14 protein-coding genes are annotated in these 15,803 nt (G+C 69.7%); 6 read left to right on the top strand and 8 right to left on the bottom strand.

Annotated elements, in window-relative coordinates; translation table 11 throughout:
• Positions 1–17: 17 nt before the first annotated feature.
• Both IU449_RS10180 and IU449_RS10175 read right to left on the bottom strand, forming a co-directional pair.
• Complete coding sequence (locus tag IU449_RS10180) at positions 18–1,763, bottom strand: FAD-dependent oxidoreductase (RefSeq protein WP_195001586.1); 1,746 nt, start codon at positions 1,761–1,763, stop codon at positions 18–20.
• A gap of 18 nt (positions 1,764–1,781) precedes the next feature.
• Positions 1,782–3,245, bottom strand: coding sequence for a flavin-containing monooxygenase (locus tag IU449_RS10175; RefSeq protein WP_195001585.1), 1,464 nt, complete (start codon positions 3,243–3,245; stop codon positions 1,782–1,784).
• Positions 3,246–3,319: 74 nt separating this feature from the next.
• Between IU449_RS10175 and IU449_RS10170 the strand changes: the two genes are divergently transcribed.
• Positions 3,320–4,384: an AraC family transcriptional regulator gene (locus IU449_RS10170; protein WP_195001584.1), complete on the top strand. Its 1,065-nt coding sequence runs from the start codon at positions 3,320–3,322 to the stop codon at positions 4,382–4,384.
• Between the two features lie 13 nt (positions 4,385–4,397).
• Here the strand turns inward: IU449_RS10170 and IU449_RS10165 are convergent, their stop codons facing one another.
• Entirely contained in the window at positions 4,398–5,639 is a 1,242-nt protein-coding gene (locus IU449_RS10165) for an AI-2E family transporter (protein WP_416382123.1), read from the bottom strand.
• A gap of 346 nt (positions 5,640–5,985) precedes the next feature.
• Here IU449_RS10165 and IU449_RS10160 point away from each other — a divergent pair, with 346 nt between their 5' ends.
• The gene (locus IU449_RS10160; protein WP_195001583.1) at positions 5,986–6,315 is read left to right on the top strand and encodes a plasmid stabilization protein; all 330 of its coding nucleotides are present in this window, start codon (positions 5,986–5,988) and stop codon (positions 6,313–6,315) included.
• Between the two features lie 66 nt (positions 6,316–6,381).
• On the opposite strand, the gene IU449_RS10155 is transcribed toward IU449_RS10160, so the two are convergent.
• From IU449_RS10155 to IU449_RS10145, 3 genes are all read right to left on the bottom strand, one after another.
• A complete protein-coding gene (locus IU449_RS10155) occupies positions 6,382–7,290 on the bottom strand; it encodes an NAD-dependent protein deacetylase (RefSeq protein ID WP_195001582.1) in 909 nt (302 codons plus the stop codon).
• 139 nt (positions 7,291–7,429) lie between these two features.
• Positions 7,430–7,948, bottom strand: a complete 519-nt coding sequence (locus tag IU449_RS10150; RefSeq protein WP_195001581.1) for a DoxX family protein — start codon at positions 7,946–7,948, stop codon at positions 7,430–7,432.
• A 26-nt stretch (positions 7,949–7,974) separates the two neighbouring features.
• Complete coding sequence (locus IU449_RS10145; RefSeq protein ID WP_195002463.1) at positions 7,975–8,727, bottom strand: dioxygenase; 753 nt, start codon at positions 8,725–8,727, stop codon at positions 7,975–7,977.
• Between the two features lie 164 nt (positions 8,728–8,891).
• Here IU449_RS10145 and IU449_RS10140 point away from each other — a divergent pair, with 164 nt between their 5' ends.
• Entirely contained in the window at positions 8,892–9,356 is a 465-nt protein-coding gene (locus IU449_RS10140) for a MarR family winged helix-turn-helix transcriptional regulator (protein ID WP_195001580.1), read from the top strand.
• 254 nt (positions 9,357–9,610) lie between these two features.
• Here the strand turns inward: IU449_RS10140 and IU449_RS10135 are convergent, their stop codons facing one another.
• Together IU449_RS10135 and IU449_RS10130 are read right to left on the bottom strand one after the other, a co-directional pair.
• Positions 9,611–10,360: an SDR family NAD(P)-dependent oxidoreductase gene (locus tag IU449_RS10135; RefSeq protein ID WP_195001579.1), complete on the bottom strand. Its 750-nt coding sequence runs from the start codon at positions 10,358–10,360 to the stop codon at positions 9,611–9,613.
• A complete protein-coding gene (locus IU449_RS10130; RefSeq protein ID WP_195001578.1) occupies positions 10,360–11,526 on the bottom strand; it encodes a thiolase family protein in 1,167 nt (388 codons plus the stop codon). The genes IU449_RS10135 and IU449_RS10130 overlap by 1 nt, the downstream gene beginning before the upstream one ends.
• A 150-nt stretch (positions 11,527–11,676) precedes the next feature.
• On the opposite strand from IU449_RS10130, the gene IU449_RS10125 reads away from it, so the two are divergent.
• From IU449_RS10125 to IU449_RS10115, 3 genes are all read left to right on the top strand, one after another.
• Positions 11,677–13,257, top strand: coding sequence for a bifunctional phosphatase PAP2/diacylglycerol kinase family protein (locus IU449_RS10125; RefSeq protein WP_195001577.1), 1,581 nt, complete (start codon positions 11,677–11,679; stop codon positions 13,255–13,257).
• Positions 13,258–13,584: 327 nt separating this feature from the next.
• Entirely contained in the window at positions 13,585–14,916 is a 1,332-nt protein-coding gene (locus tag IU449_RS10120; RefSeq protein ID WP_195001576.1) for an MFS transporter, read from the top strand.
• A 234-nt stretch (positions 14,917–15,150) separates the two neighbouring features.
• The gene (locus IU449_RS10115; RefSeq protein ID WP_324188160.1) at positions 15,151–15,768 is read left to right on the top strand and encodes a GNAT family N-acetyltransferase; all 618 of its coding nucleotides are present in this window, start codon (positions 15,151–15,153) and stop codon (positions 15,766–15,768) included.
• Positions 15,769–15,803: the final 35 nt, after the last annotated feature.

Genomic DNA, 15,803 nt, shown 5'->3' with positions numbered 1-15,803 from the left:
CCTGGGGTCTGCCGGTTTCAGCCGCGGGTGTCGGCGGCGGGTTCCGGTGTGGTGGACGGTGTCTTGATCTCGACGATGGGCAGTCGCAGCGCGGCGGGCGCCTGCGGCGGCACGACGGGATCGCGCGGCGCGATCGGAGCCAGCCGCCGGTACGGCTCACCCTGCTTCGGCCGCTGGTCCTGCTCACCCTTGTTCGGCCACAGCGAGACCGCGCGCTCGGACTGCGCGGTGATCGTCAGCGACGGGTTCACGCCCAGGTTCGCCGAGATGGTCGAACCATCGATGACGTGCAGGCCCTGGTAGCCGTACATCCGGTGGTACGGGTCCACCACGCCGGTCTCCGGCGAATCGCCGATGACGCAGCCGCCGATGAAGTGACCGGTCATCGGGATGTCGAAGATGGCGCTGGTGGGCGCGCCCGCGATGCCGTCGATCTTCTCGGCCACCCGGTGCCCGACCTCGTGCGCCGCCGGAATCCAGGTCGGATTCGGCTCGCCCACACCCTGTTTGGTGGTCATCTTGCGACCGAACAGACCGCGCTTGGTGTAGGTGGTGATGGAGTTGTCCAGCGACTGCATCACCAGCAGGCCGATCATCTGCTCCGACCAGCGGCGCGGGTTGTGCAGGTGCAGGGCGTCGCGCAGGCCGATCTTGCGCATCGTGCTCGCCCACACGCGGACATTGCCGCGCTTGCCGTCGGGATCGAACATGGCGGTGCCCATCAGGGCGATCAGGTTGCTGCCCTTGCCGTAGCGCACCGGCTCGATGTGGGTGTCGTGATCGGGGTGGATCGAGGAGGTGATCGCGACGCCCTTGGTGAAATCGTTGTCCTTGCGGCGGCTCCGAATCGAGAGCAGCTCTTCGGAGTTGGTGCGGGAGAGTTCGCCGAGCCGCGGCGAGATGCCGGGCAGCGAGCCGCGATCGCGCAGCTTGTGCAGCAGCTTCTGGGTGCCCAGCGCCGCTGCGGAGAAGATCACCTGTTCGGCGGTGAAGGTGCGCTTGGCCTTGCGGACCCAGCGGCCGGTGCGCACGGTGGTGATCTCGTAGCCGCCGCCCGCCTTCGGGCGCACGTCGGTCACCGTGGTGAGCGGATGCACCTCGGCGCCTGCCTTCTCGGCAAGGTAGAGGTAGTTCTTGACCAGGGTGTTCTTGGCGTTGTGCCGGCAACCGGTCATGCACTCACCGCAGTGCGTGCAGGTGGCGCGGTCCGGGCCGACGCCGCCGAAGAACGGGTCGGGCACCGGCTGGCCGGGCTTGGCGTCCTTGCCGCCGAACAACACGCCCACCTGGGTGGGGCCGTAGGTGTCGGAGATGCCCATGTCCTCGGCGACCTGGGCGAGCACCCGGTCCGAGGGGGTGGTCGCAGGGTTGGTCGTCACGCCCAGCATTCGCTTGGCCTGGTCGTAGTGCGGGGCCAGCTCGTCTTTCCAGTCGGTGATGTGCGCCCACTGGCGGTCCTGGTAGAAGCGGTCCGGCGGCTCGTAAAGGGTGTTGGCGTACACCAGCGAACCGCCGCCGACGCCCGCGCCCGCCATGATGAAGGTGTCCTTCAGCAGGGTCAGGCGCTGAATGCCGAAGCAGCCGAGGGCGGGCGCCCACAGGTACTTCTTGGTGTTCCAGTTGTTCTCGGCGAATTCCTCGTCGGAGAAGCGTCTGCCGGCCTCGAGCACGCCGACCCGGTAGCCCTTCTCGGTCAGGCGCAGCGCGCTCACGCTGCCGCCGAAGCCGGAGCCGACGATCACCACGTCGTAATCGAACGTCATCACTTCACCATTCTCGTCTCAGGAGGAGACGGCCTTCAGCTCGAAGTCAGCGGGATCGAACTTGCGGGTTTGCCAACGGTAACTGGTGACGGTGCCCGGCCAGTTGTTGGTGATACGGCCCGCGGCGTTGCGATACCAGCTCGAGCAGAAGTTCCACGGGGTCCGGTCCATGCGCGACTGCAGGTGCTTGTCGAAGTCGGCTTCCACCTCGGGGCGCACGTCGAGCACGCGGCCGGGGTGCTCGGCCAGCGTCTTCAGTGCCTGACGGATGTAGCGGGCCTGCGACTCGATCATGTAGACGATCGAGCCGACACCGAGATTGGTGTTGGGACCGTAGAGCATGAACAGGTTCGGGTAGCCGGGCACGGTCATGCCCTTGTAGGCGCGGGCGCCCTCGGTACCCCAGTCGTCGTGCAGCTTGCGGCCGCCGACACCGGAGATCTGCATCGGCCACAGGAACTCGGTGCCCTTGAAGCCGGTGCCGTAGACGATCACGTCGACCTCGTGCAGCACGCCGTCGGCGGTGCGCACACCTTCCGGGGTGATCTCGGTGATCGCGGTGGTCTCCACGGTCACGTTTTCGGCGCCGAGCGCGGGCAGGTACTCGTTGGAGAACAGCGCGCGCTTGCAACCCGCCGGGTAGTCCGGGGTCAGCTTGGCCCGCAGCTCCGGATCGGGAACCTGATTTGCCAGGTGGCGATGGCCGATCCAGGTCACCAGCTTCTGGATGGCGGGCACATCGACGATGCCCAGCGCCAGGAACTCGCAGAACGCCCAGAACGCGAAGCGCTCGGTCAGCCGGGTGACCGGCAGCCGCTTGAACATGGTCTTGTGCCAGTCCGCGAAGTCCCGCTCCGGCTTGGGCATGATCCACGCCGCCGAGCGCTGGAACAGCGTCAGATGCTCGGTGCTCGGCGCGATCGCGGGGACGAACTGCACCGCGCTGGCGCCGGTGCCGATCACCGCGACCCGCTTACCGGTCAGGTCGGCGCTGTGATCCCACTCGGCGGAGTGGAAGGCGGTGCCCTTGAAGGTCTCCACGCCCGGGATGTTGGGCAGCGCGGGCCGCGACAGCTGCCCGACCGCGGAGATCAGCACGTCGCAGGTCAGTTCCGTGCCGTCGGCGATGCGCACGGTCCAGCGGCCGGTGGCGTCGTCGTACTCGGCCTCGGTGACCTCGCTGTTGAAGCGGATCTTCGGCAGCAGGCCGTGATCGCGGGCGACATCACGCATGTACTTCAGGATCTCGCCCTGCTGGGAGAAGCGCTGGGGCCAGTCGGTGCGCGGGGCGTAGGAGTAGGAGTACAGCGGCGAGGGAATGTCGCAGGCCGCGCCCGGGTAGGTGTTCTCCCGCCAGACGCCGCCGACATCGTCGGAGCGTTCCAGAATGGTGAAGTCGAACATTCCGGCGTTCTGCAATTCCATCGCCATGCCGAGTCCACCGAACCCGGTGCCGATGATGACGATCGAAGGTGTGCTCATATACACGACGTTAAGACCGGGACAACTCTCGTCGGCAAACACCTGAGGTCAGGAAATCAATAGTTTCGGCCATAATGGTGACCGTGCACACCATCGAGGAACCCGAGGTCCGGTCCTGGGATTTCCCACGCGGCACCGCGGGCGTCGCGGTGATGGCCGAGTTCGCGGCCGACCGCGGGGTGCGCACGGCTGCTCTGCTGGCGGGCACCGGTCTCGACGAGCGGGCGCTGGCCGAGCCCGACCGCCAGATTCCGGCGCGCACCGAACTGGCCGTGGTGCGCAACCTGCTCGCCGCCCTCGACGACGAACCGGGTCTCGGCATGGCGGTGGGGCAGCGCTACCGGGTGAGCACCTTCGGCATCTTCGGCTACGCCTGCGTCACCAGCCCGAACCTGCGCGAAGCGATCTCGCTGGCGCTGCGCTATTACCGTCTCGGCTTCGCCTTCTGCACGCCGATCGTGGAGTTCCGGCCCGGTGAGGTGGTCGCGCGGATCGACCACGAGCTGATCCCCGTCGATGTGCGCACCTTCCTGGTCGAACGCGATGTGGTCGCCATGCACCGGGTGATGAGCGATCTGCTCGGCGAACACCTGAACCTCTCGCGCGCCGAGTTCGCCTACCCGGAGCCCCCGCACGCCGCGCGGATGGCGGAACTGTTCGGGGTGCGGCCCCGCTTCGACTGCGACCACACGCTGTTCGCGATCGATCCCGAGGTGCTCGATCGCCCGCTGCCGCAAGCCAATCAACCCACCTGGCAGGTATGCGTCGCGCAGTGCCACGAGCTGATCCGCCGCCGCACCGCCCGCACCGGTATCGCCGCCGAGGTGCGCGACCGGCTGCTGCCCGGCAGCGGCGCGACCGTGGGCAGCCCGCCCACCCTCGAGGCGGTGGCGCGTGATCTCAATATGAGCGCCCGCACGCTTCGCCGCCGCCTCGACGAAGCGGGCACCAGCTATCGAGCGCTGCTCGACGAGGTGCGTCGGGCGCTGGCCGAGGAGATGCTGACCGCCGCGCCGCTGTCGATGGACGACATCGCGATCCGGCTCGGCTACGCCGAGGCCACCCCCTTCATCCACGCATTCAAACGCTGGACCGGCCACACCCCCGCCGCCTATCGGCGCGCTCACCAGATGCGCTGACCGGCCGATACGTCTACTCCTTCACCACGTCGGGAGTTGCCGCGCCGGGAGTCGTGTCCGGTTCCGTTACCGGCCCGTCGCTGTCGCTGTCGCTGTCGCTGTCGCTGTCGCTGTCGTCGGCGGCGTCCGTCCCCGTCGCCGCGTCGATCTGCTCACCGACATAGCGCACCACCACCGCGGCGACCGCCGCGACCGGCACCGCGAGGAACGCGCCCACGATCCCGTAGATCGATCCGCCCGCGGTCACCGCGAGCAGCACCACCACCGCGTGCAGCTGCATGCTGCGGCTCTGCAGCACCGGCTGCAGGATATTGCCCTCGAGCTGCTGCACCGCGATGATGATGGCCAGCACGATCAGCGCCGTGGTGACGCCGTTGGCCACCAGCGCGACCAGCACCGCGAGCGCGCCCGCCACGAACGCGCCGACGATCGGGATGAAGCCGCCGAAGAAGGTCAGCACGGCGAGCACCAGCGCCAGCGGCACCCCGAGGACCACCAGGCCGATGCCGATGAGCACCGCGTCGATGAGGCTCACCACCGCCTGGGTGCGGATGAAGCCACCCAGGGTCGCCCAGACGCGGCTGAGCACCTCCTCGAAGTGCCTGCCCGCGCTCGTGCCGGTCACGCCGTGCAGCCAGGGCATGAATCGGGGCCCGTCCTTGACGAAGAAGAATGCCAGGATCAGCACCAGGAACAGGGTGACCAGTGCCGAACCGGCCGTGGTGACACCGCTGAACACTCCGGTGGCGATCTGCTCGGCGCTGGACTGCAGGCGGTCGACGATGGTGTCGGTGGCCTGATCCAATTGTTCGTCGCGGATGTTGAGCGGCGGCTTGCGCAACCAGTCGCGCACCTTGTTCACGCCCTCGCCCGCCTTGTCGGCGAGCTCGGGGGCTTGGTCGACCACGGACGGCACGATCAGCGCGATGATGCCCGCCACGATGGCGATGAACCCGAGCACCGACAGGGTCGCCGCCAGCGCGGGCCGCACGCCGTGCGAGGTGAGCCAGCGCGTCGGCGGCCACAGCACCGTCGCCACCACCAGGGCCAGCGCCACGGGCAGCACGATCACCCACAGCACACCCAGCAGTTGCCACAGCACCCACAGTCCGGCGGCGATCGCCACCAGGCACAGCGACCATTTGGCGAGCCAGAACAGTCCCTGCCCGATGACATCTCCGCGCTCGGGCGTCTTCCTTCTTCCGGCTTCCCCCACGTGTGTGCCGGGCTTCGTGGGCTTGTCGTCCTCGCGCACCGGCCCAGTCTTACACGAGCGCGACGTCGCGGGCAGGCTCCTGTGGGCGGGGAATTCGTCACGTTCGGCACCGTGATTGCCGTACGCCCCACCGGGTATTGCCGCCACAAAGTGACCGAGAAGCACCGGCGCAGGGCTGCACCTGGTGGAACGGCAACGCCATGCAGACCACCGATCAGGTGGATCTGGACAGCCCCCCGGACGAGGTGGCCACCACGACAGCGGCCATGGCGCGCAACGGCGCCCACGCCGCGCGGCTGCTGCGCGAGCGCGGATGACCCGGCTCGGCGCCGCTTGGCCGGGCGGACGCGGGGTACCCGGAACAACACACGAAGGAGGTGTTTCGATGCCGAAGGAATGGACCGACAAACAGGAACGGCAATACGAGCACATCAAGGATTCCGCGCAGGATCGCGGCGCGGGCACCGAGCGCGCGAAGGAGATCGCGGCCCGCACGGTCAACAAGAATCGCGCGCAGGCCGGGCAGACCAAGACCGCCAGCCGTTCGACGGTGCAGGACAAGTCGCCACAGCAGCGCGGCGGGCAGCGCTCGGGCACCAGCGGGCCGAAGGGCCCGACCCGTGACCAGCTCTACAACGACGCCAAGCGCCGCAACATCAAGGGCCGTTCGAAGATGACCAAGAAGGAGCTCGAGCAGGCGCTCGGCCGCGACTGACATCGAGATCGTCGACCGCAGCGGCCCCGCGCCCCTGCGGTTCTCGTTGCGCCGGTGACCTCTCGCTCAGGCGGAGCTGTTAGCGAAGTGCGCGGCGAGAGCATCGAGCACAGGTGAGCAGCCGGTGTTCAGGCGCAGGGCGGCGATGTCGTCGCCACGGGTCGGGCCTCGGTTGACGATCACCACCGGGTGGCCGCGGCGGGCGGCGTGGCGCACGAAGCGGCGGCCGGACATGACGGTGAGCGAGGAGCCCGCGACGAGGAGGGCATCGGAGTCGTCGACGAGGGCGAAGGCGTCGGCGACGCGGTCCCTGGGCACGTTCTCGCCGAAGTAGACGATGTCGGGTTTGAGCATGCCGCCGCAATGTGGGCAGTCGACCATGTGGAAGGCGTCGGTGTCGGCGACGACCGCGTCCGCGTCGGGGGCGACCTCGATTCCGCTGCTGTGTGCGGCGGTGGCGAAGCCCGGGTTGGCCGCTTCGAGCAGGTCGGCCAAGGTCATGCGGGACATGAGCGTCTCGCAGCCCAGGCAGCGCACCCGGGCGTAGGTGCCGTGCAGGTCGATGACGCGCCTGCTGCCCGCCTTGGTGTGCAACAGGTCCACGTTCTGGGTGATGATGCCGGTCACCACGCCGACTCGCTCGAGTGTCGCCAGGGCGCGATGGCCGGGGTTGGGGCGGGCGGCGTCCATGCTCCGCCAGCCGATGTGGTTGCGGGCCCAGTAGCGCCGCCGGAACACCCGATCACCGACGAACTGCTGGTAGGTCATGGGATTGCGCGGCGGGGAGTCCGGGCCGCGATAGTCGGGGATGCCGCTGTCGGTGGAAATGCCCGCGCCGGTCAGGACCGCGATTCGGCGCCCGGCGAGCAGATCGGCGAGCCGACCCGTGGCGGTGTCGTGGCCTGCGTCGGTGCGGGCGGAGCCGGTGCCGAGAGGCGGAGCGAGCTGCCCCGCGGGACGAGAGTGCTGCGCCATGACAAGAGAGTACCGAGACGCCGCGGACCGGCCCGCGCACTCGGGTGCGGGGCCGGTCGCGCCTCGGCCTCCGCCCGAGCGCCCGCGCGTACTCCTGCGGTCGCAACCGGATGGGGCCGGACCGCCCATCGGTTGCCGGTCAGTTGCGCAGCAGCAGGACGACGCCGGCGACCACGAGGCCGAGGATCACGAAGCCGAGGCCGGTGGTCAGGCGAGGATGGCGCAGCGCGGGGATCGCGCCGTCCACGGCGATGCGTCCGGCGCCGGTGAAGGCCAGCGCGGCGCCGCCGAGGGCCAGAACCGTCTCGTACTCGATGCCGCCGATGTAGCCGCTACCCCATTTGACGGCGACGGCGTTGATCATCGTGCCCATGATCGCCGCGCCGGCCAGCGGAGTGAGCAGACCGATCACCAGCGCCAGGCCGCCGAAGGTCTCGGTGACGCCGAGGACGATCGCGAAGAAGTCGGGCGCGGGATAACCCTGCCCGCTCACCATTCCTTCGGTGCCCTCGAGCCCGGGGCCGTCGAACCAGCCGAAGAGTTTCTGGGCGCCGTGCGCGGCCATCGTGAGTCCGATGCCCAGGCGCAGGACGAGCAGGCCCACATCGATGCCTGCCTGCCGGACTACTACTACGGGGGTGGTGGAGGTCGTCGTCATGCTGGTGTCCTGTCGTCGCGGAGGGGTCAGCCGAGCTGGATGGAGCGTCGTGCCATGCCATGCCAATATCCGTCGATCACCGTGCGTAACGTGTCGAGATCATTTTCGCCCGCGCCGAGGCTGACGAACAGAGGCGCGAAGTGATCCGCGCGTGGATGCGCGAGCCGGGCGGCGGGGGCCTTTCGTTCGAAGTCGAGCAGGGCGTCGATATCGCGGTCGGCCAGCGCGCGCTCGCCCCACTCGTCGAATTCGGCGGTGAAGGTGTGCACGTGTCTGTCGTCGTCGGTCAGGGCACGCAGATTGTGGGTCCAGAATCCGCTACCCACGATGAGGACGCCCGCATCACGCAGGGGCGCGAGCTTGCGCCCGATCTCGAACAGCTCGGTGGGATCGAGCGTCGGCATCGACAGTTGCAGCACCGGCACATCGGCGTCGGGATACATCTGGGTCAGCGGCACGTAGGCGCCGTGGTCGAGCCCGCGCTCGGGCGCCTGGGTGACGCCGTCGCCGAGCAGCGCCCGCACCGCGAGAGCCAGCTCCGGGGCGCCGGGCGCGGGGTAGAGCACCTCGTAGTAGCGCTGCGGGAAGCCCCAGAAGTCGTAGACCAGCGGCACGGTGGTGGTCGCGCCGACCGAGACGGGCGCGGCTTCCCAGTGCGCGGAGACCATCAGGATCGCGGTCGGCTCGGGCAGGCCGCCCGCCCAGGCGGCCAGTTCGGCGGGCCAGCGCGCGTGGTCGACCAACGGCGGTGCGCCGTGGGAGAGGAACAGGACCGGCATGCGGCCGGTGGTCGTCGTGTCGGGCACGGATCACTCCTTTCGGGCCTGCGAGGGATCTCCGCCGACCGGGCGAGCATCGAGTCGGCTACTTGTTCAAATTTGAACTATCAGGCTCGAGCATAGCGCTTGGTTCGAATTCGAACAATGTGACGTAGGGTGGACAGGTGGCCGAGACAAGGTGGCTCGATACCGGGGAGATGCGCGTCTGGGAGGTCTTTCTCGCGGCGGGGGCGCTGGTGGACCGCGAGATCGAACGACACCTCGAGACCGAGGGGTTGTCCCATCCCCAGTACGAGACGCTCGTCCGGCTGTCCGCTACACCGCAGGGCAGACTGCGGATGACCGAACTGGCCGACGCGCTCTACACCTCCAAGAGCGGGCTCAGCTACCAGATCGGCAGGCTGGAGAAGGCCGGGCTGGTCCGGCGCGAGGCGGCCGACGCCGACGCTCGCGGAGTCGTCGCCGTCCTGACGCCCGCCGGGCGGGAGCGACTCGCCCGGCTCGCACCCGGTCACGTCGCCACCGTGCGCCGTGCGCTCATCGATGTGCTGAGCGATGAGCAGCGCCGCGCCATCGCCGACGGACTCGGCGAGGTGGTCGCGCGGTTGCGCGGACCCGCGCGCGGTTGATTCTCGCGAACGGGTGATCGGCCAGGTCGGTCGGCGGGTGCGCCGGGGGTGATACCAAACCCGGGTATGCAGGACCTGGAAATACCGGAGTCAGGAAGTGCCGGAGGGCGGGTGTGCCGGAGTCGCGGAAGTGCCGGAGTGGCGGAAGTGCCGGAGGGTGGGAGCGCGTTCGGCACACCCACCCCCGGCGCCCGGCGATGTGCGGCGGAGTCGATCCCGACGTCAGCCGCGGTTGAGCAGCGGTGCGGCGTGAGTCAGGCCCGCCAGAGCTGGTCGCCCGCGCGCGAGAGCACGATGTTGGGCACCACGGCATTGCGTGAGAGCCGGGTGATCGCCAGCACCATCTCCGCGACGTCGCCGGTGGTCAGCATGGTCGAGGGAGTCAGCTCGTCGCGCTTCCACGCGGTCATGTCGGTGTCCACATAGCCGGGGGAGATCGCGGTGGCGCTCACGCCGCCCGCGGATTCCTCCAGCGACACCGTCTCGCACAGCGAGACCAGCGCCGCCTTGGTGGCCCCGTAGGCGGCCAGCCCCGCCTCGCCCACCACGCCGGTGATCGAGGCCAGCGCGATGATCTTCGCGCCGCGGGCGACGTCCTCGGCCGCGCTCTTGCGCAGCAGCGGGAGGGCGGCCTGGACGAGGGTGATCGGCGCCCGGAAATTGACGTCGAGCATGCGCTCGTAGGTCTTGGCCGGCATGTCCGCCACCGCGCCCGCCGTGCCGGTGCCCGCGCTGAGCACCAGCGCGTTCAACCCGCCGAACCGGTCGCCGTGCGCGGCGGCCAGCGCCCGCACTTCGTCCAGGTCGTTCATCCGCGCCACCACCGGCTGCACCTCGACGCCGTGTTCGGCGCGCAGGCGCTCGGCGGTCTGTTCGAGCGTCTCGGCGGTGCGTGCGGCGATCGTCAGGTGGTAGCCCTCGGCGGCCAGCCGGTTCGCGACCTCGGCGCCGATGCCGCGCGAGCCACCGGTGACCAGCGCCGAGCGTGTCTGTGTCTGTGTCATCAGAGCCGCTCGATGATCGTGGCGTTGGCCAAGCCGCCCGCTTCGCACATGGTCTGCAGGCCGTAGCGGCCGCCGGTCTGCTCGAGGTGGTTGACCAGGGTCGCCATGATGCGGGTGCCGGACGCGCCGAGCGGATGGCCCAGGGCGATCGCGCCGCCGCGCGGGTTCAGCTTGGCCGGATCGGCGGCCAGCTCCTGCTGCCACACCAGGGGGACCGAGGCGAAGGCTTCGTTGACCTCGTAGGCGTCGATGTCGTCGATGCCGAGGTTCACCCGCTCGAGCGCCTTGCGGGTGGCGGGCACCACGGCGGTGAGCATGAGCAGCGGGTCGTCGCCGACCACCGAGAAGGAGTGGAACCGGGCGCGCGGGGTCAAGCCCAGTTTCGCGGCGGCCTCCTCGCTCATGATGAGCGCGGCCGAGGCGCCGTCGGACAGCGGCGAGGAGTTGCCGGGGGTGATCGACCAGTCGATCTCGGGGAAGCGCGCCTGGAAGGCGTCGTCGGCGAAAGCGGGACGCAATCCGGCCAGCCCCTCGACGGTGGTGCTGGGTCGGATGGTCTCGTCGGCGGTCAGTGTGCCCGCGGCGACCAGTTCCTTGTCGAAGCCTCCGGCGGCCGCGGTCTCGGCTGCCAGGCGATGCGAGCGCGCGGCGAATTCGTCGAGCGCGGCACGGTCGAACTTCCAGCGCGCGGCGATGATCTCGGCGGCGATGCCCTGCTGGATCAGGCCGTCGGGGAAGCGGTGCGCGAGCGGGCCGCCGTTGGTGTCCTTGCCCTGGGCATTGGAGAACATGGGCACCCGGCTCATCATCTCCACGCCGCAGGCGATCGCCACGTCGTAGGCGCCCGCGATGACACCCTGGGCGGCGAAGTGCGCGGCCTGCTGGCTGGAGCCGCACTGGCGGTCCACCGTGGTGGCGGGCACGGTCTCCGGGAAGCCCGCCGCGAGCACGGCGGTGCGGGTGATGTTGAGCGCCTGCTCACCGCTCTGGGTGACGCAACCGCCGATGACGTCGTCGACGACGGCGGGATCGAGGTCGTTGCGCGCGACGAGCTCGGCGAGCACGCCTGCGAGCAGCGTCGCGGGATGCACATCGGCGAGGCCGCCACCGGCCTTGCCCTTCCCGGACGGGGTGCGGACGATGTCCACGATGACGGCAGACCGCATAGCTGGCTCCGATCGAAACAAGTGAATTCCCATTCACACTTAAGTTAACACGGATTCGCCTCTGATCGTCCAGAGCGGGCGGCCGTTGTGACCGATCGCGCTGGGCCGCAGCGGAATCCCGAACACCACGGCTCGGGCTAGGCTGGGCTGATGCAGTTCGAGCGGGTGTCGCGCCGGACACGGCCGACGCCGAGGCGATCGAGCCGGGAGACTCGCACCCCGGCCCGGACCCGAGGGCTCGCCGGCTCTCTGGACCGGTACCTGGTGGCACGCAGTGCGCGGCTGCGCCCTACCCCTGCCGACCGCGCGCTGCGCGCATTGAGCGCCGGCGCGAACTACAACCGGCTCTGGCTCGGCTCCGGCGCGGTCATGCTGCTGCTCGGCAAGGGGCCGGTGCGGCGCGCGGGCGTGCGTGGGCTGCTCGCGGTCGGCTTGGCCAGTGGGATCGCCAACGGCATCGCCAAGCCGTTGTTCCCGCGCAGGCGGCCCCCGGACGGATCGGTGCCGTTGGTGCGCAGGCTGGTCGCGCCGCCGGTGTCGTCCTCGTTCCCGTCCGGGCACTCGGCCTCCGCGGCCGCGTTCGTCACCGGAGTCGCGCTGGAGAGTCCCGCCGCGGCAGCGGCGGTCGCGCCGGTCGCCGTGGCCGTCGCGTATTCGCGGGTGCACATCGGCGTGCACTGGCCCTCCGACGTGGTCGCGGGCGCGCTGCTCGGGGCCGGAGTGGCGCTGGGCACCCGCCGATGGTGGGCGCTGCGGCCCGACGAGCCCGCGCTGGTCGGGGAGACCGAGACCCTCGAACCGCTGCCGCACGGCAGGGGTCTGCTGCTGGTCGCCAACCCGTTGTCCGGCAGCGGCGCCGCCGAGGAAGTGCTCGCCGAGGTGCGGGCCACACTGCCGGCCGCCCGCATTCTGCCACTCGATCACGAACGGACCCTCGACGAGCAGATCGCCGAACATCTGCGCTCCGGCGAGGTGCGCGCGCTCGGCGTCCTCGGCGGTGACGGAACGGTCTCCGGCATCGCCGAAATCGCGGTCCGCGAGGACCTTCCGCTCGCCGTGTTCGCCGGTGGCACGCTCAACCACTTCGCCAAGGACGCGGGGGTCGAGGACGCCGTCCACACCGCGAGCGCGCTGGACGCGGGCGCGGTGGCGCGGGTCGATGTCGCCGCTGTCGATCTCGACGGCGGCGGGGACCGGGTGTTCGTCAACACCGCCAGCCTCGGCGGCTACCCGGACTTCGTGCACCTGCGCGAGCGCTGGGAGCACCGGATCGGGAAATGGCCCGCCGCGGGTATCGCCATGGTGCGAGTCCTGCTGCGCGCCCAGCCGTTGCACGCGATCGTCGACGGCGCGCCGGTGGCGCTGTGGATGCTGTTCGTCGGTAACGGGCGCTACAGCCCCGCCGACCAGATCCCCATGTCCCGTCCGGAGTTGCACGGGGGCACCATCGACGTGCGCTATCTGCGCGCCGATGTGGCCTTCTCGCGCACCCGGTTGGTGTGGGCCACCCTCACCGGAACACTGGCCGACTCCGCGACCTATGTCCGGCGCGCCACCGACCGGCTGCACGTGCGGATCGACAGTGGTCCGGTCTCGCTGGCCACCGACGGGGAGGTCGGGTACCGAGGCACCGAGTTCACTTTCACCAGCAGGCCGGGCGCGCTGCGGATCTTCCACGGCGAGGACGGTCGTGTCGCCGACAGCCCTGCTGCCGGCACGCGCGGTGAGTGAACAGGGGTGGATCCCGGTTCGGTCCTCGGACCCGTGGACATCGGGCCGTTCGGGTGGAACTCGGATCGGGCCGTAGGCGCGTCGTCCCGGGCTCGTGAATCCCAGCTGCCCAACCGTCCGGATATGTGATCTACATCATGTTTCGGACCTGCCTGCCGGTGGATGGGGCTGTGGCAGCCGGACGGCCGAGTCCGGGTCACGTTTGTCCGGTGTCGAACGTGGGAACGGTTCCTGTGTGCTCGTGTCGGCTCGGAGTCGATGCGCAGGGAACGCGGGGCGCGGCAAGCACGGGGTGGCCGCGGTCCGCGCAGGCGGTGAGGAGACGGCATGACCGACACGCAGGAGGGCTCCCGGCGGTTGCGCCGATCGGTGGCCGCATCGGCGATGGGTAACGCCACCGAGTGGTTCGACTACGGCGTCTACGCCGCCACCGCGACCTACCTGACCGCCGCGTTCTTCCCCGGCGAGCTCGGCACGCTGGGCACCATGCTCGGCTTCGCCATCTCGTTCGTGCTGCGTCCCCTCGGCGGCATGGTCTGGGGACCGCTGGGCGACCGGCTCGGTCGCAAGCGGGTGCTGGCCACCACCATTCTGCTGATGGCGGCGGCCACCGGCCTCATCGGTCTGCTGCCCACGCACGACCGCATCGGGGTGTTCGCGCCGATTCTGTTGATCCTGCTGCGAGTGGTGCAGGGCTTCTCCACCGGCGGTGAGTACGGCGGCGCGGCGACCTACCTGGCCGAGACGGCGGCCGACCGCCGCCGCGGCTTCCTCGGCAGCTTCCTCGAGTTCGGCACCCTGGCCGGCTTCGTCGGCGGCTCGGCCGTCGTGCTGGCGCTGCAGTTGGCGCTCGGGTCGCAGGCCATGTACGACTGGGGCTGGCGTATCCCGTTCCTGCTCGCGGTCCCGCTCGGCCTGATCGGGCTGTACCTGCGCTCGCGCCTGGACGAGTCGCCGGTGTTCGAGGAGGTCGCCCGGAATCCGCACCCGCCGACCGGTCTGGGGGAGCTGGTGCGTCACTACCGTCGGGAACTGCTCACCTTGGGTGGGCTGGTGATCGCGCTGAACGTGGTGAACTACACGCTGCTCACCTATCAGCCGACCTATCTGCAGCAGTCGCTCGGTATGGCCGAATCGGCCACGACGGCCATGATGCTCATCGGCCAGGTGGTGATGATGCTGGTGCTGCCGTTCTTCGGTGCGCTGTCGGATCGGGTGGGGCGCAGGCCGATGTGGCTGGTCTCGCTGGTCGGCTTGGCGGTGTTCGCGCTGCCGATGTACTGGTTGATGGGGCAGGGGCCGGTCTGGGCGGTGATCGGCTTCGTCGTGCTCGGTCTGCTGTATGTGCCGCAGCTGTCGACGATCAGCGCGACCTTCCCGGCCATCTTCCCGACGCACGTCCGCTACGCGGGGTTCGCGTTGGCCTACAACGTCTCCACGGCCGCTTTCGGCGGCACCGCGCCGCTGGTGAACGAGGCGGCGATCGAGGCGAGCGGCTGGTCGCTGTTCCCGGCCGCCTACATGATCGGCGCTTCGCTGGTGGGTCTGGTGGCCTGGGTGTTCCTGCGGGAGACGGCGGGAACCTCGTTGCGCGGCACCGTGGTTCCCGATGTGCTGCACACGCCGGTCGCCACCCCGGCGCGCGTGGCGTCCCGCTGACGTGCCGAAAGCGAATCCCGTTCCGGCACAGGGGCGCCGACGCGCAATCTAGCGGATTGCGCAGTGCTGGAACAAGATCGGCGTAGGTCTGATTTATCACAATCCTTTTCCGGTTGGCGTTGTGTTTCCTCGTGAGTAACCTACTGACGGGTAGCTAGCGCGTGCCTGCCGGAGCGTCGTGCGGCACCATTCGTCCACTCGGGCACGCGGTACGGGAAGCGATAGGGGCAGTTGGTGGATCAGCAGAGTCCTACGGTCGTCCGTCGTGCCACCGAGGCCGACATCGAGGACATCGTGCGGGTGCTCGCGCAGGCATTCGACAGCGACGACCCGATCGAGGAGTACGTCTTCCCGTCACCGGCGCAGCGCCGCCGCCGTACACCGGAGATGTTGCGCATCATGCTGCGCCACAGGTTCCTCCCTGTCGACGGTGCCTCCGTCGCGGTCGCCGGGGATCGGGTGGTCGGCGCGGCGCTGTGGCAGCCGCCCGGGACGCGCACATCGCTGTGGCGCGAAGTGGTGTCGGGTCCGCAGCTGTTGTGGGCCATGGGCGCTGCGACGGTGCGGGGCATGGCGGTCGATGCCGCCATGGCCCGAGTCGCTCCGTCACGCCCGCACCTGTTCCTGATCTACCTGGGCTGCGAGCCCGGCCTGCAACGGCGCGGGGTGGGCCGGGCGCTGTGGGCGGCGCTGGCCGCGGACGCCGATGCGCGCGGCGCCGGGCTCGGCGGAATCTGTAAGGACGGCAATGTCGCCTACTACCGTGCGCTCGGCTGCGAGTTCGTCGAGCGAGTCCGCATCGGCCGCGACGGTCCGGAGATGAATTTCGTGCTGCGCCCACCGGTCACCTGACGTCGACCCGAATCATCGCTCATCCGTTTCACCGC

This window comes from Nocardia higoensis (assembly GCF_015477835.1).
Classification (GTDB): Bacteria; Actinomycetota; Actinomycetes; order Mycobacteriales; family Mycobacteriaceae; genus Nocardia; species Nocardia higoensis_A.
Note: the sequence above shows the minus strand (reverse complement) of the source record. Positions and strands in the feature narration are given on the sequence as shown.